The sequence below is a fragment of the Candidatus Pelagibacter sp. Uisw_137 genome (genome assembly GCF_047720245.1).
Classification (GTDB): domain Bacteria; phylum Pseudomonadota; class Alphaproteobacteria; order Pelagibacterales; family Pelagibacteraceae; genus Pelagibacter.
The window spans coordinates 768,363-789,128 of sequence record NZ_CP159811.1 but is presented as its reverse complement, the minus strand read 5'-3'; the positions used below and the strand labels follow the sequence as shown (position 1 = coordinate 789,128).

The 20,766-nt window shown below is 25.7% G+C and carries 19 protein-coding genes and 1 pseudogene; 8 read left to right on the top strand and 12 right to left on the bottom strand.

The window, feature by feature from the left end:
* The first annotated feature begins 3 nt into the window (after positions 1-3).
* From aprB to ABXT61_RS04255, 3 genes are read left to right on the top strand one after another with little or no spacing between them, the layout of a single operon-like run.
* On the top strand, positions 4-474 hold the full coding sequence (gene aprB / locus ABXT61_RS04265; protein ID WP_415314537.1) for an adenylyl-sulfate reductase subunit beta: 471 nt from the start codon (positions 4-6) through the stop codon (positions 472-474).
* The gene (gene aprA, locus ABXT61_RS04260) at positions 474-2,333 is read left to right on the top strand and encodes an adenylyl-sulfate reductase subunit alpha (RefSeq protein ID WP_415314536.1); all 1,860 of its coding nucleotides are present in this window, start codon (positions 474-476) and stop codon (positions 2,331-2,333) included. The genes aprB and aprA overlap by 1 nt, the downstream gene beginning before the upstream one ends.
* Before the next feature lie 18 nt (positions 2,334-2,351).
* A complete protein-coding gene (locus ABXT61_RS04255) occupies positions 2,352-2,702 on the top strand; it encodes a hypothetical protein (RefSeq protein ID WP_415314535.1) in 351 nt (116 codons plus the stop codon).
* Positions 2,703-2,911: 209 nt separating this feature from the next.
* On the opposite strand, the gene ABXT61_RS04250 is transcribed toward ABXT61_RS04255, so the two are convergent.
* The gene (locus ABXT61_RS04250) at positions 2,912-3,538 is read right to left on the bottom strand and encodes an SIS domain-containing protein (protein WP_415314534.1); all 627 of its coding nucleotides are present in this window, start codon (positions 3,536-3,538) and stop codon (positions 2,912-2,914) included.
* A 97-nt stretch (positions 3,539-3,635) separates the two neighbouring features.
* Here ABXT61_RS04250 and ABXT61_RS04245 point away from each other — a divergent pair, with 97 nt between their 5' ends.
* From ABXT61_RS04245 to ABXT61_RS04230, 4 genes and pseudogenes are all read left to right on the top strand, one after another.
* Positions 3,636-4,616, top strand: a complete 981-nt coding sequence (locus ABXT61_RS04245) for a GDP-mannose 4,6-dehydratase (RefSeq protein ID WP_415314533.1) — start codon at positions 3,636-3,638, stop codon at positions 4,614-4,616.
* Positions 4,616-5,225, top strand: a pseudogene (locus tag ABXT61_RS04240) (nucleotidyltransferase family protein); the annotation flags it as partial. The gene ABXT61_RS04245 and the pseudogene ABXT61_RS04240, both read left to right, overlap by 1 nt.
* A gap of 81 nt (positions 5,226-5,306) precedes the next feature.
* The gene (locus tag ABXT61_RS04235) at positions 5,307-5,876 is read left to right on the top strand and encodes a D-glycero-alpha-D-manno-heptose-1,7-bisphosphate 7-phosphatase (protein ID WP_415315938.1); all 570 of its coding nucleotides are present in this window, start codon (positions 5,307-5,309) and stop codon (positions 5,874-5,876) included.
* Positions 5,877-5,920: 44 nt separating this feature from the next.
* Positions 5,921-6,886, top strand: a complete 966-nt coding sequence (locus ABXT61_RS04230; protein ID WP_415314532.1) for a hypothetical protein — start codon at positions 5,921-5,923, stop codon at positions 6,884-6,886.
* Between the two features lie 53 nt (positions 6,887-6,939).
* Here the strand turns inward: ABXT61_RS04230 and ABXT61_RS04225 are convergent, their stop codons facing one another.
* From ABXT61_RS04225 to ABXT61_RS04180, 10 genes are all read right to left on the bottom strand, one after another.
* Positions 6,940-7,707, bottom strand: a complete 768-nt coding sequence (locus ABXT61_RS04225; protein ID WP_415314531.1) for a WecB/TagA/CpsF family glycosyltransferase — start codon at positions 7,705-7,707, stop codon at positions 6,940-6,942.
* 4 nt (positions 7,708-7,711) lie between these two features.
* Complete coding sequence (gene galE / locus ABXT61_RS04220; RefSeq protein ID WP_415314530.1) at positions 7,712-8,698, bottom strand: UDP-glucose 4-epimerase GalE; 987 nt, start codon at positions 8,696-8,698, stop codon at positions 7,712-7,714.
* 51 nt (positions 8,699-8,749) lie between these two features.
* Positions 8,750-9,925: a glycosyltransferase family 4 protein gene (locus ABXT61_RS04215; RefSeq protein WP_415314529.1), complete on the bottom strand. Its 1,176-nt coding sequence runs from the start codon at positions 9,923-9,925 to the stop codon at positions 8,750-8,752.
* Positions 9,926-10,010: 85 nt separating this feature from the next.
* Positions 10,011-10,865, bottom strand: a complete 855-nt coding sequence (locus tag ABXT61_RS04210; RefSeq protein ID WP_415314528.1) for a glycosyltransferase family 2 protein — start codon at positions 10,863-10,865, stop codon at positions 10,011-10,013.
* Positions 10,855-12,084, bottom strand: a complete 1,230-nt coding sequence (locus ABXT61_RS04205; RefSeq protein ID WP_415314527.1) for a glycosyltransferase family 4 protein — start codon at positions 12,082-12,084, stop codon at positions 10,855-10,857. The genes ABXT61_RS04210 and ABXT61_RS04205 overlap by 11 nt, the downstream gene beginning before the upstream one ends.
* Positions 12,084-13,106: a glycosyltransferase gene (locus tag ABXT61_RS04200; RefSeq protein ID WP_415314526.1), complete on the bottom strand. Its 1,023-nt coding sequence runs from the start codon at positions 13,104-13,106 to the stop codon at positions 12,084-12,086. Before ABXT61_RS04200 ends, ABXT61_RS04205 begins: the two co-directional genes overlap by 1 nt.
* A 4-nt stretch (positions 13,107-13,110) precedes the next feature.
* Positions 13,111-13,953, bottom strand: a complete 843-nt coding sequence (locus ABXT61_RS04195) for a glycosyltransferase family 2 protein (protein WP_415314525.1) — start codon at positions 13,951-13,953, stop codon at positions 13,111-13,113.
* Positions 13,950-14,750 (bottom strand): hypothetical protein, encoded by an 801-nt coding sequence (locus ABXT61_RS04190; RefSeq protein WP_415314524.1) that lies wholly within the window; start codon positions 14,748-14,750, stop codon positions 13,950-13,952. Before ABXT61_RS04190 ends, ABXT61_RS04195 begins: the two co-directional genes overlap by 4 nt.
* Positions 14,751-15,148: 398 nt before the next feature.
* Complete coding sequence (locus ABXT61_RS04185) at positions 15,149-16,900, bottom strand: ATP-binding cassette domain-containing protein (RefSeq protein WP_415314523.1); 1,752 nt, start codon at positions 16,898-16,900, stop codon at positions 15,149-15,151.
* Positions 16,901-16,960: 60 nt separating this feature from the next.
* Positions 16,961-18,001, bottom strand: a complete 1,041-nt coding sequence (locus ABXT61_RS04180; RefSeq protein WP_415314522.1) for a glycosyltransferase — start codon at positions 17,999-18,001, stop codon at positions 16,961-16,963.
* 347 nt (positions 18,002-18,348) lie between these two features.
* Between ABXT61_RS04180 and ABXT61_RS04175 the strand changes: the two genes are divergently transcribed.
* Positions 18,349-19,449, top strand: coding sequence for a polysaccharide biosynthesis/export family protein (locus ABXT61_RS04175; RefSeq protein ID WP_415314521.1), 1,101 nt, complete (start codon positions 18,349-18,351; stop codon positions 19,447-19,449).
* On the opposite strand, the gene ABXT61_RS04170 is transcribed toward ABXT61_RS04175, so the two are convergent.
* Entirely contained in the window at positions 19,446-20,588 is a 1,143-nt protein-coding gene (locus ABXT61_RS04170) for an O-antigen ligase family protein (protein WP_415314520.1), read from the bottom strand. The two genes, ABXT61_RS04175 and ABXT61_RS04170, sit on opposite strands and share 4 nt — an antisense overlap.
* Positions 20,589-20,766 lie beyond the last annotated feature (178 nt).

Below are 20,766 nucleotides of genomic sequence, written 5' to 3'. Positions count from 1 at the left end.
AATATGTCAACTTTTGTATACATGACGAGATGTGATGGATGTGGTCACTGCGTAGATATTTGTCCATCAGATATCATGCACATCGATGAAAATATTAGAAGAGCAGTAAATATTGAACCAAACTTTTGTTGGGAATGTTATTCTTGCGTAAAAGCTTGTCCCAATCATGCAATTGATGTTCGTGGGTATGCAGACTTTGCTCCTATGGGTCATAGCGTTAGAGTTAGACGTGAAGAAGAAAAGGGAACTATTTCATGGAAAATTAAATTTAGAAATGGAACTACAAAAGATTTTGTATCTCCAATTACAACAAAACCTTGGGGAAAATTTATTCCTAAATTAGCTGAAGGTGAAAAACCTAACCAAGGTGAGATCAACTCTCAAATGCTTTATACTGAGCCTAATGGTTTAAATATTGATGGTAAATTACCAGCAGTACCAAAAGATTCATTTAAAAAAGGAGTTTACTACTAATGGCTAAACACAAAACACATTTTGAAGACTGTGATGTTCTAGTTGTTGGTGGGGGTATGGCTGGAACTGGTGCTACTTTTGAAGCGAGGCACTGGGGAAGAGACATGAAAATTATTTGTGTTGAAAAAGCTAATATCGATAGAAGTGGAGCGGTTGCTCAAGGTTTATATGCCATTAACTGTTACATGGGTATGCAGTGGGGTGAAAACCAACCTGAAGATCACGTAAGATATGCACGTAATGATTTAATGGGAATGGTTAGAGAAGATTTAGGTTACGATATGGCTCGTCACGTAGATTCAACAGTTCATATGTTTGATGAATGGGGCTTACCAATGATGAAAAATGAAAAAACAGGTCGTTACCTTAGAGAAGGTAAATGGCAGATCATAATTCATGGTGAAAGTTACAAACCAATTGTTGCAGAGGCTGCAAAAAAATCAGCTGATAAAATTTATAACAGAATAATGATTACTCATCTTTTAATGGATGAGGCACAAGAAAATAGAGTAGGTGGAGCTGTTGGTTTTAACATGAGAACTGGTGACTTCCATGTATTTAGAGCAAAAACTGTAATCGTTGCAGCAGGTGGAGCATCTCACATTTTCAAACCAAGAGCAGTTGGTGAAGGAATGGGAAGAACTTGGTATGCACCATGGAGTAATGGTTCAGCTTATGCATTACCTATTGCTGTTGGAGCTAAAATGACACAAATGGAAAACAGAATTGTGTTATGCAGATTTAAAGATGGTTATGGTCCAGTTGGAGCATACTTCTTACACCTTAAAACATATACTCAAAATGCAAATGGAGAGAATTATGAGAAGAAATGGTATGATCAAACTAAAGAATTAGTTGGCGAATATATTGATCACCATCCAACACCAACTTGTTTGAGAAATCACGCATTTATTCAAGAAACTATTGCAGGCGGTGGACCCATTCATATGGTCACAACTGAAGCATTCCAAGACCCACATTTAGAGACAGTTGGTTGGGAAAATTTTTTAGGTATGACTGTTGGTCAAGCTGTTGTTTGGGCTTCTCAAAATATTGATCCTAAATATACAAATCCTGAATTAACTACATCTGAACCTTATGTTATGGGTTCTCATGCAACTTGTTCTGGAGCTTGGGTTAGTGGACCTGAAGATTTATCGCCACCAGAATATTTCTGGGGTTATAATAGAATGTTAACAATTGATGGTCTTTTTGGTGCAGGTGATACTGTAGGTGGAAGTGCTCATAAGTTTTCATCTGGATCATTTACCGAAGGTCGTTTAGCTGCAAAAGCTGCTGTTAAATATATTAAGGATAAAAAAGCAGAAGGAATTAAAGTTACAGATAAACAGTGTGAAGACTTTAAAACTGCTATATTTAAACCTTTAGAGACTTATCAAGTAGCTCAAAATGAAATTACAGGTGGAACAGTTTCACCAAGTTATATTTCTCCAATTCAAGGTCTTCAACGTCTACAAAGAATTATGGACGAATATGTTGGAGGAATTGCAACTAACTACATGACTAATGGTAATATGCTTAAAAGAGGCCTAGAGTTACTTGCTTGGCTAGAGGAAGATTTAGAAAAAGTAGGTGCTGAAGATTTACACCAACTTATGAGAGCGTGGGAATTAAAACACAGAGCTTTAACTTCTCAGTGTGTAACAGAACATACAATGTTCCGTGAAGAAACACGTTGGCCTGGTTATTATTACAGAGGTGACCATATGAAATTAGATGATGATAATTGGCATTGTTTAACAGTTTCTAGACGTGATCCCAAAACTGGTAAATTTTCTCTTGAGAAAGTGCCGGTTTACCACATAGTTGATGAGAACGAGAAGAGAAAAGCTTCTTAAAACTGTTAAACTTAAATTATGAATCTTTTAGAGAAATCTGATGATGAGATTATAGCAATTGCTAATCCTATTTGGGACAATCTTGTTAAAACTTCAAATATGAAGGATTATGGTGGCTTTACTAAGGATTTTGGAACTCAAATGTTATTTGGAGCTAATGAAGTTGAGCTTGGAAAACAGTGGGCAAATAATAAGCTATTAACTAGTTTATCTGAAGATTATAAAGCATTTGGATGCTTAAGAAGGGGTCAAAACATTACTGTATTATTCAAGCAAAGAAGCAAGGAAATAGAAGGTGAGTTCCTTGGAAGATTAGTTCTAGGTGTCGAAGGTGAGGAAGTTAAAGTCTTTGGGGCAACAATTTACTAATATTTATTTAAAATCTTTTTTAAAAAATATTCTCAAATATTAAATTATTATTTGACAAATATTAGTGTCGTGTTAATTCAATTGAAAATGCATTATTTAATTAAAAAATTACCGTTAGATATAAAAAAAAATAGGTTAAAAGCTGGAGTTATTTTTGGACTATCAGCGTATTGGGGAATAATCATTTTAGGTACCGTAATCACATTTAATTAAAAGTTAACTTTAGCAATCTTACTACTACTCTTAAATCTAAGATTTCTAATATATTGTGATATAAAATGCATTATAGTTAAGTGACAATCCTCAACAATACCAAAGTTATTAGATGGAAAATTAATATTATAATTCGATAGTTTTTTTAAAACACCACCATTAAAACCCGTAAAAGAAATTATTTTAATCTTTTTCTTTTTGGCAATTTTTGTACATTTAATTATATTTTTACTTGTACCTGAAACTGAAAAAGCTAGCAAAACATCATTGGCCTTTCCATATCTATTCAATTGATAGGAAAATACATCATCATAAGATATATCATTTGCAATCGCTGTCATAAGGGCAACATTTGAATTAAGAGAAAAGACTTTGAAATTTAAATTTGTATTAGTACATGAGCCTTTAGAAAAGTCACAACTTAGGTGTTCAGCAGTTGCAGCAGAACCACCATTACCACATGAAAAAAAATCTCTTTTATTTTTGATAGAATTTAAAATTTCTTGAATAATTTTATTTAAAATCTTTTGATCTATTTTTTTTAAAAGAAGGTCTTTAGTGCTTATATAGTCATTAAAATAATCACTACTTTTTAAATATTTTTTTGTCGGAAAATTAATCATACTTTTGTATTATAATAATTTTATTATTACACAATATTAATATGAATATCTATATTAAATTTCACAAAAACTGCTATTGTTAAGTTCTTAATTTTGTATGACAAAAAAAAAATTATATATAATTACTGGAGTTGCTGGCATGGTTGGATCAACTCTCTTACCTAAAATATTATCAAAAAAAAATTCCATTGTTGTTGGCATTGACAATTTGAAACTAGGTAAAATAAAATTTATTAAAAAACTCTTAAATAAAAAAAATTTTTTTTTCTTTAAATTAAATCTACATAAAAATATTAAAAATAATAAATTAAAATATCTGTTAAATAATAATAAATTAGAAGAAATTTGGCATTTAGCTGCCAATTCTGATATTCAAGCTGGCACTAAAAATTCTAATGTAGATTATAATGATACTTTTTTAACAACATTTAATTCTCTTAATTTTGTTAAGCCATACTTAAATCAAAATTCAAAAATAATTTTTGCTTCAAGCTCAGCAATATATGGAAGTATAGGACATAATATAAATGAGAAATCTGCACCATTTCTACCTGAGAGCAATTATGGAGCAATGAAACTTGCTTCAGAGGGGTTTTTATCTTCGTATTCGTTTTCTAATAAGATTAGAAGTTTCATTTTTAGATTCCCCAACGTTATTGGTAAGAACTTAACACATGGTGTTATTTTTGATTTATCCAGGAAGATTTTATTAAATACAAAAATATTAAATGTATTGGGTAATGGAGAACAATGTAAACCATATTCAAGCGTTGATGAAATTATTAACTGTATGATGCATATAATTAAACTTAAAAACAAAAATTTAGTAAATTTCTATAATATTGGAACAAATGATAAAGGAGTTAAAGTTAAAGATATCGTGAAGCTTCTTGTAAAAAAATTTAATTATATGAATAAAGTGATTTATGAAAAAAAAAATATTGGATGGAAAGGGGATATACCAGCTTATAGTTATTCCACAAAAAAAATTAATAAACTAGGATATAAGTTTAGACTGAGTTCTATTATGGCATTAAAAAAAACAATTAAAGCTATATCTAAGAAAACTCTTTTTTAATGGAAATAGCTATTTTAATTGGTGGCAAAGGTTCTAGAGTTAAAAAAATTTCTAAAAAAATACCTAAAGCATTTTTAAAAATTGGTAATTATTCGATTATTGACCATCAATTAAAACAATTAAGTAAAATAAAAAAAAAAAATATATTTAATATCAAACAGAAAAATTTCAAAATATCATAATAAATTAAGAAATAAGTATAAAAATATTAACTTTAAAATTTTTGAAGAATCAACTCCATTGGGAACTGGAGGATGTCTTAAAGTATTACAAGATTTTAATAATGACTGTTACTTAATAATTATGGGAGATTTAATCTTTAATATTAATTTTAAAAAATTTTATTCATTTCATAAAAAAAATAAAAGTGACTTTACAATATTAGCACACCCAAATGACCATCCATTTGATAGTGATTTATTAGAAATTAATGAAAAAAATCAATTATTAAAATTTCACAATAAACCACATAAAAGAAATGATATTGGTAATCTTTCTTCATCTGGAATTTTCCTTATTAATAAAAAGATTTTGAAATTTATTAAGCCTAATATTTTTCAAGATTTATCAAAAAATATTTTGCCCAGATTGTTAAAAAAAAAAATTAAAGTTTATGCGTATAATACAAGAGAGTATGTAAAAGACGTAGGAACACCAAAACGTATTAATTTAGTCAAAAAACATATTAAAATGAAAAAATTTACTAACGGAAATATTGATAAAAAACTCCCAGCTATTTTTTTAGATAGAGATGGAGTGATTAATAAAGAATATTCAAATAAACATTATCAAGACCCCACACAAATTAATGAAGGTGCTATATCAGCTGTTAAAAAGATTAATGAAAAAGGTTACCTGTCTGTAATTATTACAAATCAACCTGCTATAGCAAAAGGAATAATTACTTTAGATAAACTTAATAGAGATCATAAAAAACTAGAATACGAATTTGGATTAAAGGGAGCATATTTCGATAGAATATATTTTTGTCCCTTCCATCCTGAAAAAGGTTTTAAGGGAGAGGTAAAAAAATTTAAAAGAAAATCATCATTGAGAAAACCTGATAATGGTATGTTTTTACAAGCGATCAAAGATCTTAACATAGATATAAAAAATTCATACATGGTAGGTAATAGTTCTGCAGATTATTATGCAGCAAAAAAAACTGGAGTTAAAAGTCTAATGATTGGCAAAAAATTCAATATTAAGGGTGTCAAAAATTTTCAAAGTCTTTTTGATGCTATTAATTCAGTTTTATAAAGTTATCTTTTAATTATTTTTTAATAATATAGAAATATACACTTATGATAATAACAAAAACACCATTCAGGATAAGCTTTGTAGGTGGTGGAACAGATCATTTTAATCCACTCTCTCAAGTTCCTGGTAGAGTAATCTGCACAACAATAAACAAGTACATGTATGTTGTGGTAAATAAAAAATATGACGATACAGTTAGATTATCTTATTCTTTAACTGAAAATGTCAATAGTGTTAAGCAACTGGATCACTTAATTATAAGAAAAACCTTAGAAAATTTTAAGATAAATAAAGGAATAGAAGTTTTAACTATTGCAGATATTCCATCATCTGGAAGTGGACTTGGATCATCAAGCACATTAACAGTAGGCCTAACTAAAGCTTTATATGAATTTCAAAAAAAGAAAATTAATAAAAAAAACCTTAGTATAGAGGCCTCTAATATTGAAATTAATAAGTGTAAAAAACCAATAGGGATGCAAGATCACTATGCAGCTGCTTATGGTGGACTTAATTCTATTTTATTTAAACAAAATAAAACTGTAAGTGTTAACAAGGTAAAAATTTCAAACTCTAGATTGTTAAACTTCAAAAGTCATCTCATTATGTTTTATAGTGGTATCAACAGAAAAGCTGATAAAATTTTAGGTAAAATTAAAAAAGAAAAAAAAGAGAATACACATTATGAAAAACTTTCAATATTAGCAAAAAACTTTGAACATGAATTAACTAAAGGTAATTTACTTAACCTTGGACATATATTGAATGAAAATTGGATGTTAAAAAAAAACTTACATAAATCAGTTTCAAATATAAATCTTGACAACATTTATGATAGAGCTATTTCTGCTGGAGCAATGGGTGGTAAATTACTTGGTGCAGGTGGTGGAGGATACTTTTTATTTTTTGTCAAACCAGAAAAACAAAAAGACGTTAAGAAAAAATTATCAAAATTTCAATGCATTGATTTTGATTTTTCTAACGAAGGATCTATTATTCACAATGTTTAACAGCAAAGTTTTAAATCATAGTAAGAGTTAAACATGGTAGGGGCCAATAGTAATTAAAATTTAAAACTTTTAATTCTTAAATAAAGTAAATAGGGGACTATTTTTAAAAAAAAATTAAAATTACTATAAAAATATCTTTTCCATAATCTTTTAGGATCTTGCAACACTCTATAAAACCATTCAAAACCTAAAATTTGTAAAAACCTGGGAGCTCTTTTAACCTGTCCTGCATAAAAATCAAATACAGCACCAATAGACCCAATAAACTTTACATTTAACTTAGAGTAATTTTCATATACCCACTTCTCTTGTTTTGGCTGAGTTAATCCAATCCAAAGTACTTCAGTTTTTTTTCTATTTATATATTTAATCATTTTATTATTTTCAGTCTTACTAAAAGCAGTTTTAAATGGTGGTGATAAATACCCTGTGATTTTGATATTTGGATAATCAAGTTTCATTTTCTTTGAAATTAGTTTCAATGTTTTTGTTGTTGAGCCTAAAAAAAAGTATTTGCATTTTTTTTGTTTATTAAGTTTGTAATTTAAATCGTTAAATATATCTGATCCTGTTATTCTTTCCTTTATATTTAATCCTAATAATTTACATGCAAAAACTGCCCCATAACCATCTGGTATAATCCAGTTAGATGAAATTAATGCTTTTTTAAATATTTTGTCTTTATTAAGGAGCAACAAACTATTTGTATTAACAGTTGAAATAAACTTTGTTTTTTTATTTTTATTATAAATATGCTTAATGATTTCATTACCACAAATAGAAGTACTTTTTTTAAAGATTTTTTTAAGGAATTGATCCAATGTTTTATCCTTTTTTATTTTTTAATTTTTTTTCCCATTTAATTGCACTTTTAATCATAAGTTCTAAATTGTTGTATTTAGGTCTCCAACTAACAAATTTTTTTAGTTTAGTTATATTTGAATATGCACTTGCCACATCACCCAGTCTAGGTTTTTTGTAATATACAGTCACTTTTTTGTTATGAATTTTTTTAAATTTTTCAACTATCTCCATAACAGAAAAACCTCTTGCATACCCACAATTTAGGATTGCAGATTTTTTTTCATTATAAGTTTTTTTTAAACATTTTACATGAATTTCAGCTAAATCCATAACATGCATGTAATCTCTAATACATGTACCATCATGTGTATTAAAATTTTTTCCATAAATATTCATAACAGATTTTTTTTTTAATGAAGATATTGCAATATTTTTAAACAAATGGTTGTGTGATCTTTCAACTTCTCCAATATCACCTGAATTACTAGCCCCAACAACATTAAAATATCTGAGTATTGCATAATTATAATTATATTTTTTTGAATATTTTTTTATAATATTTTCTCCTGAAAGTTTACTACTACTGTATTTACCCATTGGGTTAGGTTCTCTTTTTTCAGAAATTGCACCTTCTACACTTCCATAAATAGAACAAGATGAAGAAAAAATAATATTTTTTACTTTTGACTTTTTACATGCTTTTACAAGATTAATTGTTCCTAGAACATTATTACAATAATATTTTCTAGGCTTCGCTTCGGCCTCACTAACATTTAAACATGCAGCTAAATGAATAATTGAAGTTATATTTTCATCTTTAATTATTTTTTTTAAAATAGTTAAATTTTTAATATCAGCTTTAATGAATTTACTTTTTTTGTTAATCAATTCTTTATGTCCAGTAGACAGATTATCTAAAATGATTGTATTTAAGTTTTTTTTGACAAGAAGCTCTATGATATGACTTCCTATGTAACCAGCTCCACCTGTGACTAAAATATTTTGCATTAATTAAAAATCTCCATGTTAATTAAATATAAGTACTATATTATTTGTATTTTATATTGAATAATCTCCTCTTACTTCTTTATAGATTCTAACTAACGTTTCGTAATTTTTTTTTTTACTATATAAAATTTGATATTTTTCATACGCTTTATCTTTTAAGGTTTTTAACATGTCTGGATTTTCAATCATTTTATTGATTTTCTCGATCAAGTCTGAAACATCTCCACTTTTAAATAACATTCCATTAACATTATTTTCTATAATTTCTTGCATACTTCCAATATTTGAACTTAAAACTGGTAACCTATTCACAAATGCTTCTAATAAAGTTATACTAAATCCCTCATACCATTCAGAAGGAAATATTAAAAATTTTGCTTTAGACATTTGTTTTGATACCTCATGATTTGGAATAAAATCATTTAACTCAATCTTTTTATTATTAATGATCAAATTTTTTATTTTTTCCTTCAATGGACCATCTCCAAATATCTTTAGTTTAAAATCTATTTTTTCCCAAGCTTTAATGAGTGTCTCTAATCCTTTTTCTTTACTTAATCTTCCAATGTAAATAACAAAATCTCCTTTATTGTTGTTTAGATCATTTGTTTTATAACTTTCTTCTATAAAGTTGGCTTTTACAGTAAGTTTATTTTGCGGAATACCAAAGCTAACAAATTTTTTTTTGGCAAATTCTGTATTTACAATCAGTTTATTTATTTTATTCCATATTTTGTTTTTTTTAAAATTTGAAATTAAGTTTGCTACTGGTAAAGTTTTGATTAATGAACCTTGATAGCACCTATGAAAGATTGCATTTTGTAATCCATTTTTAGGACATAACTCGCATATTTTTCCATCCCTGTATAAAGCGCCATTAGCACAAACTAGTCTATAATTATGTATTGACATCACAACAGGTATTTTGTTTTTTATACATGAATTCAATATAGAAGGTGACCATAAGGGAAAAAAATTATGTATATGTACTATATCTGGTTTATTAAATTGAATTTTTTCATCAACAATTTTTTCTGATTTTTTGGAGAAAGTTAAATTTTTTGAAACAATTATTTGATCATATAAATTCTTAATTTCTTTATTATTTTTTCTGATTAGCTGGATTACTTCATGATTATTTTCCAATAATAAATTTTTCTCTCTTTCAACAATTTGATCTTCACCACCAAAATATTTATATTCATTATGTATCTGTAAAATTTTCATTTACTTAATCAACTTTCTTATAATCCAAAGAATCCTATTATAAATTGATTTACTAAAAATTGTATTTTCTACTTTAAAATCATATTCAGAAGTCTAATAAAAGGTTAGATGGATATTTTAGTGGAAACTTGAGTTTTTTTTTAGATTCTTGTGCAGTGATATACTTATAAGGTAACGATCGAGTATGACTTGAGTTTTTACCTATACCAATATTGGATAATAGATTTGTAACTGGAATTATAGAAATACTTTTGTTAATAAAGTTTGTGAAATTCCATATATATGCCCAAGAATTTATTTTTTTTTTCTTCACATTGTTAAATATCCAGTGCCAATATAAATAAGCTCTAAAAGTACCTAAATAACCTTTTAAAAATTTGGTTTTCTTTATTTCATCCAACCTATCTAAGTTAAAATCAATTTTTTCCCAACGGTCTTTCCAGGTTCCCCATCCCCAAACATGGCAATATTTAGAATATAAATAGCTATTCTTAGTTTTACTCCAATCTGGTAAAAAATTTGTTCCACAAACTGAACTTATTTTTTTATTTGCTTGATATTTACTTAGCATTAACTCCATAAAAGTAAAAAATTCTTCAGATGGAATGCAATCATCTTCTAGAATAATAGCTTTTTCTTCTCTATTAAAAACCCAGTTTAAACCTGAAATTATTCTCTCTCTACAACCCAAGTTGGTTTCAGAAATATTAAATAAAACTTCACACTCCCAATCAATTTTTTCAAATACTTTCCGTGATTGATCAACTTTTTCTTTTTCATCTTTAAAGCTGTTTCTGGGACCATCAGAAATTATTAATAACTTTGACGGTTTATAGTATTTAAAACTCTCATATAAAATTTTGGTTTTATCAGGTCTATTAAAAATGATTACTACAACAGGAATTTTAGAATATTTTTTTCTATAATTATTATCTTTCATTTAATTTCTGGTAATACAAATTAAGTTGTGTAATTCTTTTATCCCAAGAATTATGTTTTGCAAAAGTGAGACAATTATTAGCTAATAAATGCCTCTTTTTATCTGATTTTATTAATCTTAAAATTGCATTTTTAAGATTAATTATATTTTTTTCATTATGAGTACTTGGTATTATTTTAATACCTCTTTTATTATTTACCAAATCTTTTGCACCATATAAATCAAAACAAATAGTAGGCAATCCTAAAGTCATTGTCTCCATAATGATTGCAGGAGTATCTTCTTTGATGCTAGTAAATAAGTGTATGTCACATTTTCTCATAATTTTAGATAAATCTTCTTTATTCTTTAAGTAACCATAAAAATTACATTTTTTATCAATATTTTTTTTAATAGATATTTGTTTCCATTTACTTGTCATCTTACCTTTACCAGTAATGTGTAACTTCCAATCAATATTTTTTGGCAATTTTGAAAGAGCGTCCAACCCAATATTTAAAGATTTTCTTGGTATGTGCAATCCACCCCAGAATAAATTAATTTGTTTATTTAATCTTTTATTCTTTTTGTTGAAATCAATTCTTTTTTCACTAGCCACTGGAATAAATAGCTTACTCTTAACTTGAAAATATCTGTTTAAATTTTTCTGGGTAACACTGTTAGCAGCTAAAATAAAATTCCCAGCTTTTTTTAATGCTAGCTTTGATCTAATATTAAGTTTGATATCAAAAAATCTGATTAAATTATAAAAAAAAGAATATATGAAAATATTTAATCCAGAATTAAACATTAATTTTTTTGAATAAAATGATAATCCTCCTACAGGACCATAAATAAATGGAATGTTTAGTTTCCATAAGTAGCCAGGCTCTCTCAAGCCAATCATATTTAATTGATGACACAAATCAATTTTTTTTAAATCAATCTCAGTTGTTATTTTGAAAGCTTTTTTTTGCCAAGTCTTATATGTCCAATAATATGATGGGGGCCATAATTTTTCTATAAAACTACACCTTTTACGTTTAACAAAATGAAATTTAATTTTACTTTTTTTTTTATTAAAAAAAATATCAATATTTTTTTTATTTGAGTATTCAGTTATAACAGTTAAGTTATGAATTTTGCTTAAACGGTATACTATATTCCAGCCAACTTGATTTTCAGATCCTTTATATGGATTACAAGCATATGCAGAAATTAAGATATTTAATCTTTTCATTAATTATTTATTATTTCCATATATAATTTTTGAAGTTTTGTTTTTGAAAAATTTATATGAGTTTCTCGATGAATATTAGATTTGAATTTATCTATTAAAGAAGGATTTTCTGCTAAATGCATCAAAGCAGAAATACATTCTTTTGGCTCATTAACAATTATACCTGAATTTTCGTTTTTAATTAATTCTTCGGAAGAGAAAGCAAACTTAGTGGTAATGATTGCTAAACCCGCACTTGCTGCTTCAGCTAGGACCATTCCATATGGATCATGCTTTGAGGGAAAAATAAAAATATCATGATCATATAAAATTTTTTTATGATCTTGTGAACCGTATTTTACATCATTAATAAAATTCACCCCTTTAACATTAGCTCTATTATCCTTTGTAACAATCGTTATGTCGAATTTTTGCAATATCAAATCCAAGTTATCAATTAAAAGTGATCCACCTTTTCTTTCAAAATCATTACCAATGAATAAAACTTTTGGTCTAGTAGGAGTTTTTCTTGGATTTATATTAAAAAGCTCAGCATTTAAAGGTCCAGGTATTCTTTTCATTTGAGAATATTTTACTCCATAGCAGTTAGCTAAATTTTCAATAATTTTATTATTTCTACATAAAATTTTAGGAATTCTTTTTAAAATATAAGACTGTAAAATATGAATGTTATCTCGCTTAATTCTTTTTTTATTAACGAAGTCTGAAAACGACCTAGTCCAATCAAGCATTAAAATTGAATTTTCACATTTATAGGCCCCATATCCCCAAGTTGCAGGTCCTATTGAATTGAAAATAATTGTTTTATTATTTGAATATTTTTTAAGAGTTTTTCTTAAAGTAATAGCTGATAAAATTTTATGTGATAGTGATCTATTTTTAAAATGACTTTTAATATTAGAATCATTTTTTTTATTAAAACTAAAAAAATCCATATTATCTGAAAATAGATATTTTAAATTTCTTTCTAAAGTAATATTGCCCATATCAATATGATAGTTAATACATAAAATATCTTTCATAATTTTACCTTTTTTTTGTAACTAAATTATTGATTAATATCTTAAAAAATAAACTAAAATATCTATAAAAAAAATGAAATAACCATAATGAATCTCCATGTTTTAAACATATTCTAAACCAAACTTTAGGTGGTAATAATTTGACATTAAAAATATCTTTTAAAGATTTTATTTCATTGTTTATACCTGACCTTTCGCACGTACCTATATGTGTCGGTGTTAATAAAACTCTAATATTTTTTTTTCTTGCCCTTAAAGAGTAGTCTAAGTCTCCACCAGCATGAAAAAGTTTTTTGTCAAATTTACCTATTTTATCATAAGCTTTATAGGGTATCAAAACTGCATTTCCATTGATAGTATCAATTTCTTGAGGACTTCCATTAACATCGACAACTTTATAATAAAAAGGTCTAAAAATTTTTTTTTCGTTAATAGCACCACCATAAGTCCTTTTTTTTGTAATTGGATCACATATACTGCCACAAATTATATTGCTATGCTCCGTCTGGGTTTCAAGTAAAGTATAAATTGCTTCATCGTATAAAAAAGTATCATCATTTATCCAAAGAAAATAACCATATTCAATATTATCTCTTAAGGCTGTTTCCCATGCAAGAAACATGCCTCCACCCCAATATAAATTGCCACTTCCAATTATTAAATTAACTTGAGGAAAGTAATTTTTTACATATTCTTTAGTTCCATCTTTTGAACCATCATCAACCAAAAAAACTTTTAAATTAATATTTTCTATTTTTTTTTGATTAAATAACGATTTTAAGCAAGTTTGTGTTTTTTGAATTCTATTGTGACAGGTGATTAGAACTGCCATATTTATTTTTTTCATGTACGAGTTTTTTCGTTATTATCATTATCATTATTTATAAAAAATAAAGTATAAAATATGGGATAATTTAAATGTTTTTGTGCAAATAGTAGAATGCAAATTAAAATTAAATAATTAAAACTAAGTAGTATTGATTTATTTTTTTTATAGGAATAATAACAAAAAATTGTAATTAAAGTTAGCAAACCTATAATTCCAAATCTTACAGCAAACCCACTCAAAGCATTACCCTGACCAGATGTAATGTCTGCTGCATTTGCGTCAAATATAGACCTAATATCAATATTAGCACTTATTCCAAAAAAGGGTGACTGTCTTATAAACTCTAGGTCATAGTAAAAATTTCCTAACCTTGTAGATTGAAAATTTCTGATCTCATAAAAAACTAATTCATTTTGTAAAAGAATTTTGTCTTGTAAAAATTGAACTTCAGTAAATGTATAGTATGTAGCTAAATAAAACAGAAAAATAAAAAAAAACGTTCTTAAAAAATTTGTTTTACTGAATTTAAAATAATCTTCTTGAATTAAGTAAATAAGCATTATGACTGCTAAGGCTATGTACCCTGTTGTAGATCTAGTTGTTAAGATTGTAGCTACAAGAATACAAGATGTAAAAAGTGTTTTTTTACTTCTCAAATCTCTTAATATAAAAAAAAGAGCTAAAATTAAGTAACCAGAAAAGGCACCAGGCTCCCAAAATGGCCCTGAATTTCTAACTTGCGGTAAACCTTCATTTTTATAATGGTATAAAAAATTATGGGTACTAACTTCACTTATCTGAATTCCAATTTTCAAATTAAAAAAATAATAAAAAAAATAAAAAAATAGACTAATTAGAGATAAAACTGCCATAATATTTACATAAATTTCAGTAAAATTTTTTATGGCTTTTATATTATAGAGTGCAATTAAGAATGTTACACAAAATCCTATTGAGCTAAGGAGCGCAATATCCCCAAACCTGAAATAATGAAAAATTAAAATCAAAGAAAACGTTATAAAAAATATATAGTCTACTTTTGAAATATAAAATTTTTGTTTATAAAAAAAAATAAAATATAATATTAAAAGAATAGAAAAAGAAATTTCTTTTGTTACATATTTAAAAATTAAATTATTCCCAGAAAGAAATATTGTCAGTAATACTAATAAATTTAATATAAATTTGTTATTACTTAATGGCACAATTGTTGTTAAGTTGTTAAATTATCTAGGTCAATAATCTTATCGCAAATTTTTAAAGTTTCCAATCTATGAGTGATCATAATAATAGTTTTTTTATTTTTAAAACCGCTAATAGTTTTAATTATTTTAGCTTCTGTATCTACATCTAATTCATTTGTTGGCTCATCTAATAATAAAATTTGAGAATTTCTATAAAAAGCTCTAGCTATTCCAATTCTTTTTCTTTGACCTCCCGAAAGTCTTACTCCATCTTCACCAACTATTTCATTAAATTTATTTGGTAAAGATTGAATAAATTCTAAAATTTCTGCTTCTTTTGCTGCCTCTTTAACAAGTTCTATATTTATGTCATCAGTATCTACTGCCAGAGTAATATTTTTCAAAATAGTGTTATCATCTAAAAAAACTTTTTGAGGTATTAAGGATATTTTGTTTTGCCATGAATTTTTATTATTTGAATTAATCTTTGTTTCATCTATTTCAATATAACCCTCATATGGATCTAACAAACATAAGATAATTTTTCCAAGTGTACTTTTGCCTTTTCCAGTTCTCCCTTTAATTCCAACAATAGTATTTTTTTTGATTTCAAGATTAAACCTTTTAAAAACCTCTTTTTCATTTTTGTTATCATCTATATAGGAATACGAAATATTACTTAATTTAATTGACTTATTAAATTCTAATTTTTCTACATCATCATTTTTTGTATTTGATACTTTTGAATTTTTTAATATTTCCATTATATCTTCAAACACTTTTGCTAAAGATTTAATACTTGCCAAACCATTATAAATTCTTCCAAAAAGTGGTAATATTTTAAGACCTGCAAATCCAAAAAGAGAAACCACAGCAAGATCAATTTGAATGTTCTCATTGTCAACTGTAAATAAATAAAGTGAAAATGCAAAAATAATTATTATTATATACTCTAGATAAATTCTAGGACTTTCAGAAATCACTCGGGTTGTAGCCAAGCTTAAAGATAAATTTTTTGAAGATTCATCAAATTTTTTAATAAATTTTTTTTGAATCGAATACAATATAATTTCACCAATATTACCAAGAGCACTTTGAAAATTCTTAATTATCAAAAATTGTTTTTCAGAAATAGTTTTAGCCATTTCTGATATTTTTTTTTGTTGAACAAAATATATTATAATAAATATTGTAGAGATGATTAAAACAATAATTGAAATTATTAATGGTTCAATTAAAAAAAGTGAAATAACAATCGTGATTAATAATGCAATTGATGATAATACACTTAAAAAACTAGTTAGTAAGCCAAATAGAAAATGAGTTTTTTGTGTAATTATTGATAAGGCTTCTGCTGAACTTTTATTAAGATGATATTGATATGATTGGTATAAATTATTACTAAATATTTTTTCTCTTACATCAGATTCAACTATTGAACAAAAATGAAATAATAATTTGTTACTTAATAATTTTAATAGACCGCATGATACAGTAATTAATATGAATAAAAATGATATATAAAAATATATTTCATTAGTTTCTGATAACTTAATAATATTAATTAATCTTTTTATTATCATAAAATTTTCTAAATTATTAATATCCTGAATTATCGATATTAACGGAACAATCAAAACTACATTGAGTGCTTCTAGTAATGCTGATGATATAAATATTGTTATCAATAAATAGAATTGGAATTTTCTTTGTTTAGGTAAATATTCAAGTAAGTTGTTTATGAAATTAAATGAAAATTTATAATTTTTTTCTTTATTCATTTTTTAATTTTTAAGATTTCGTTATTTTTTTTATTTTCATATAATTAAATAATTATTTTTTTAAATATCTTTATAATAGTTTATAACTGTATATATATTCTTTTTTGACCAAATTTTTTTAACCTGTTGATGTATAGAAAACGAAAGTTTATTTTTTTGTTTTTGTTTTAATCTATTAATTTTTAAAATTGCTTTTTTTAAACTTGTAGAATTTCGTTGTATTCCTATTGAACCTTTTATTTTTTTTAAAATTTCATTGTTGCCTTGTACTTTAGTTAATATAGGTATTAAACCAATAGCGCTGGCTTCAATAGTAGCAACTCCCAAACCCTCTACTAGTGAAGGCATTATAAAAATATCAGATAAATGGGCAAAATTAGTATAGCTATGTTTTGCACCAAGAAATTTACATTTTTTTTCAATATTTAATTCTTTAGCTAATTTTCTTTCAGACTTATTTTTATCTTCATTTCCCACATGGTAATAAATCCAATCTAAATTTTTTGGTAAAATTGATAAAGTTTTTAAAATTAAATTATGATTTTTAATTGTTGAGCAGTTTCCCACTGATAAAAACACTAAAGTATTAACTGATATTTTAAATTTACTTCTAAGTTTTTTTTTTCTACTTTTGTTTATAAAAAAAAACTTACTTTCATCATACCAAATATGTTGTGGTGTAACTTTAATATTATAATTTTTAAACTCATTTTTGGCTACTATATCTGATGTTGAGGTATATTTAACTTTTAAAAATTCACAAAATTTTAGAATTAATCTTCGTCTAAATCTTAATATAAAATCAGGAAAAAAAACGCTGTGTACTGTTCTAATAATTTTTCTATGACCAGATAAAATTGCACACATAGAAATTTTGAAAAAATTAGCTTCGGTGTGAATATGAATTATATCAAATTTATTTTTTAATAAATAATTTAAAAGAGAAAAAAAACCTAATAGTCTAATTAATGATCTAAAGGCTTTATTTTTATTAAACTTAATATGTTTTATCTTATAACCTTTGCTTTTTAATAAATTATATGCGGGCCCAATTTTATGTCCTGTTGAAACAATATAAGATCTAATTTTTTCTTTTTTCATTGAGGTATGACAGCAAGCCATCATCATCTCTTGCCCAGAAAAACGTAAAGAGTTCTAATACATGTAATATTTTCATTTAAAATTTATCAAGATCTATAATTTGATCACATTATTTAAGTGTAGATAATCGATGTGAAATAAAAACGACTGTTATCTTACTATCAAAGTTATTAATTGATTGCATAATTAAATTTTCTGTTCATACAATTATATCTGTAAAATATAAAATAATAAGTATTAATAAAGCTTTTATCAGTTATTCAGGAGTCAAATACTAGTTATATATTTAATTTTCTAAGTATAATTTTTATGATTTTTAATAATAATAATATATATATGAAATGTATATGAATCTTAGATTATTATTAATGTTTTTGCTTATTTCTAGTTGCACTAATTCAACTGGTTTTAAAGGTGAGCCCAAGGGAAGCGATCCAAAAAAAATAGGCATAAAACAAAGAGGTGTTGCCTTAAAATTCTATGATTTAAATAAAATTAACACCGCGTCTCTTCCAAAATTTGAAGATATACAAAAAAAGCAAGATAAAAAATTAACTCAATTAATAGGTGAAAACAAATATTATTACTCTATTGGTGCAGGTGATGTCATAAATATATCAATTACAGATATTGATGATATTGATGGCTCTTATACTATTAGTCCAACAGGTGATGTAACAATTCCCTATGTTGGTCAAGTTGTAGTAAATGATAAAACTAAAGAAGAAGCTCAAGAGTTTATAAACAATGTTTTAAAAGGATTTTATCAAGAACCAGAAACTATTGTTAAAATTGAACAATATAACAGTGCTTATGTTTATATTACTGGAGCAATAAATCGTCCTTTATCAATTTTACTTTCAGAACAACCATTAAAAATATTAGACGCTCTAATAAAAGCTGGATATATAAAAGATCAAAAAAGTTATGCTAAAACTGCATTACTAAGAAGAGGAAAGGAAGTTTTTGAAATAGATTTATATGAACTGTTAAATAACAATAATACTGATTTAGATATTTACTTAAGAAAAGATGATGTTCTTCATGTCTCAGAGTCTGATACAGACCAAGCGTATGCTTTTGGGGAATTTACAACATCTGGACCTATATCTGTTTACAAAGATTTAACTTTAACTGAATTATTAGCAACAAAAGGAATAAATAAAGCTACCGCTAAAACAAAAAATATTTATATATTAAGAGAAGATCTAACAAAATATTTACATGTTGATATATATACAATCAACTTGAATAATCCTGCGGCTTTTATAGCAGCAAATAATTTTCATATACTACCAAATGATATTGTATTCATACCTCAAACTAATTTAGTAAAATGGAACAATGTTATTAGTCTTTTAACACCATCAGAAACTTTATTTAAAACTTACAAACCTTATATTGCGGAACAAGATGATTGGTATATCAGAAGTGCAGATTATAATTAAAGATCATTCTTTTTAAAATTAATTAATCCCATGGAAAAAATAGTAATTAGTAGAACTTGTATTCCAGGAATTTGCAAAGAATAGTCCACTATACTTTGGATAAATAGAATAAATACTAAGAGAGATAACAGTATAAATCTAGCAAACTGTTTTTTCTCATTAATATTATTTAATAATTTCTTAAAGTAAATAATAGTTATTATTGCAAAAATTGAAACACCAACAACTCCAACTTCTCCTAATAGTTCAATTCCATCATTATGGACATGTCGTGCTAAATAATCGTTAGGTATAGTTTCTGGTAATATATAAAAAAGTTTAAATATTTGCTCAAAAGCTCCATTACCGTAACCAAAGAACCAAAAATTTTTAAATTGCTCCAATCCAAACGAATGTAAGTCAAGTCTAATATAATCTTTGACAATTGATACTTCAACAAGTCTTTGAACCAGTCTCGCATTTCCAAAAAATAGTGTCATTACAAAAACATCAAATATTAAAATAAATATAATTATTATTGATAAAGGGTTAATATATTTTTTGAAATTTATTTTTGAATAAAATAAAAAAGATAATAAGATTAATATATAACTAAAATTTGCTATTCTTGACCATGTTGTTAAAATTCCAAGACTTAAAAATATAATAAATATTCTTATAAAAAAAATTTTACTCTTTATTTGTTGCATGAAGTTAAAATTTGTAATTTGATTTTTTAAAAAAAAAACAACAATATAATAAAGGCCTGAGAAAGCTGTTAAAAATAAGAATGTACCAAAAACTGCTCTATTAACGTATAATCCAGTACTAGCTCTAAGATAATGAACTTTTTGAATTAAAAAATTTGATGGGTTGCCTATCAACATCCAATAAGTAGCAAAAATTGCATGACAAAAACCCATAATACTTACAAAAAATAAAAATTTCATTAAATATTTATCTCTATTAAATAATGCAGGGAAAACTAAAAAAATTATAAAAAAACTAATACAGTTTAAAATTTTAAAATAAGAATTACTTGGATCAATACTTAATGACCATAATTCTTTATCAATTTTTATAGAAGTATATAAATCATAATTATTTGGAGCTATGATTTCAATTAAATTTAATGGAAGGGGTATTATTTGAAAAATCAAATAGCCTATATATGAAAAAAAAAAGATAAAAAATATCTTATTGTTTCTGTAGTTTTCTTTTATCCTTTCTAGAACCCTACTATTTTTTAGACATAGAATAAAAAAAAAATAAAACTAATAGAAGAAATTTGAATTAATAAAGGGTTAATGCTGCCATTAAAACTTACTGTGATAGCTA

Bases quoted from the DNA above. Each gene is read 5' to 3' on its own strand.
- aprB (WP_415314537.1), top strand. From the start codon at position 4: ATGTCAACTTTTGTATACATGACGAGATGTGATGGATGTGGTCACTGC.
- aprA (WP_415314536.1), top strand. From the start codon at position 474: ATGGCTAAACACAAAACACATTTTGAAGACTGTGATGTTCTAGTTGTT.
- ABXT61_RS04255 (WP_415314535.1), top strand. From the start codon at position 2,352: ATGAATCTTTTAGAGAAATCTGATGATGAGATTATAGCAATTGCTAAT.
- ABXT61_RS04250 (WP_415314534.1), bottom strand. From the start codon at position 3,538: ATGATTAATTTTCCGACAAAAAAATATTTAAAAAGTAGTGATTATTTT.
- ABXT61_RS04245 (WP_415314533.1), top strand. From the start codon at position 3,636: ATGACAAAAAAAAAATTATATATAATTACTGGAGTTGCTGGCATGGTT.
- ABXT61_RS04235 (WP_415315938.1), top strand. From the start codon at position 5,307: ATGAAAAAATTTACTAACGGAAATATTGATAAAAAACTCCCAGCTATT.
- ABXT61_RS04230 (WP_415314532.1), top strand. From the start codon at position 5,921: ATGATAATAACAAAAACACCATTCAGGATAAGCTTTGTAGGTGGTGGA.
- galE (WP_415314530.1), bottom strand. From the start codon at position 8,698: ATGCAAAATATTTTAGTCACAGGTGGAGCTGGTTACATAGGAAGTCAT.
- ABXT61_RS04215 (WP_415314529.1), bottom strand. From the start codon at position 9,925: ATGAAAATTTTACAGATACATAATGAATATAAATATTTTGGTGGTGAA.
- ABXT61_RS04210 (WP_415314528.1), bottom strand. From the start codon at position 10,865: ATGAAAGATAATAATTATAGAAAAAAATATTCTAAAATTCCTGTTGTA.
- ABXT61_RS04205 (WP_415314527.1), bottom strand. From the start codon at position 12,084: ATGAAAAGATTAAATATCTTAATTTCTGCATATGCTTGTAATCCATAT.
- ABXT61_RS04200 (WP_415314526.1), bottom strand. From the start codon at position 13,106: ATGAAAGATATTTTATGTATTAACTATCATATTGATATGGGCAATATT.
- ABXT61_RS04195 (WP_415314525.1), bottom strand. From the start codon at position 13,953: ATGAAAAAAATAAATATGGCAGTTCTAATCACCTGTCACAATAGAATT.
- ABXT61_RS04185 (WP_415314523.1), bottom strand. From the start codon at position 16,900: ATGAATAAAGAAAAAAATTATAAATTTTCATTTAATTTCATAAACAAC.
- ABXT61_RS04180 (WP_415314522.1), bottom strand. From the start codon at position 18,001: ATGAAAAAAGAAAAAATTAGATCTTATATTGTTTCAACAGGACATAAA.
- ABXT61_RS04175 (WP_415314521.1), top strand. From the start codon at position 18,349: ATGAATCTTAGATTATTATTAATGTTTTTGCTTATTTCTAGTTGCACT.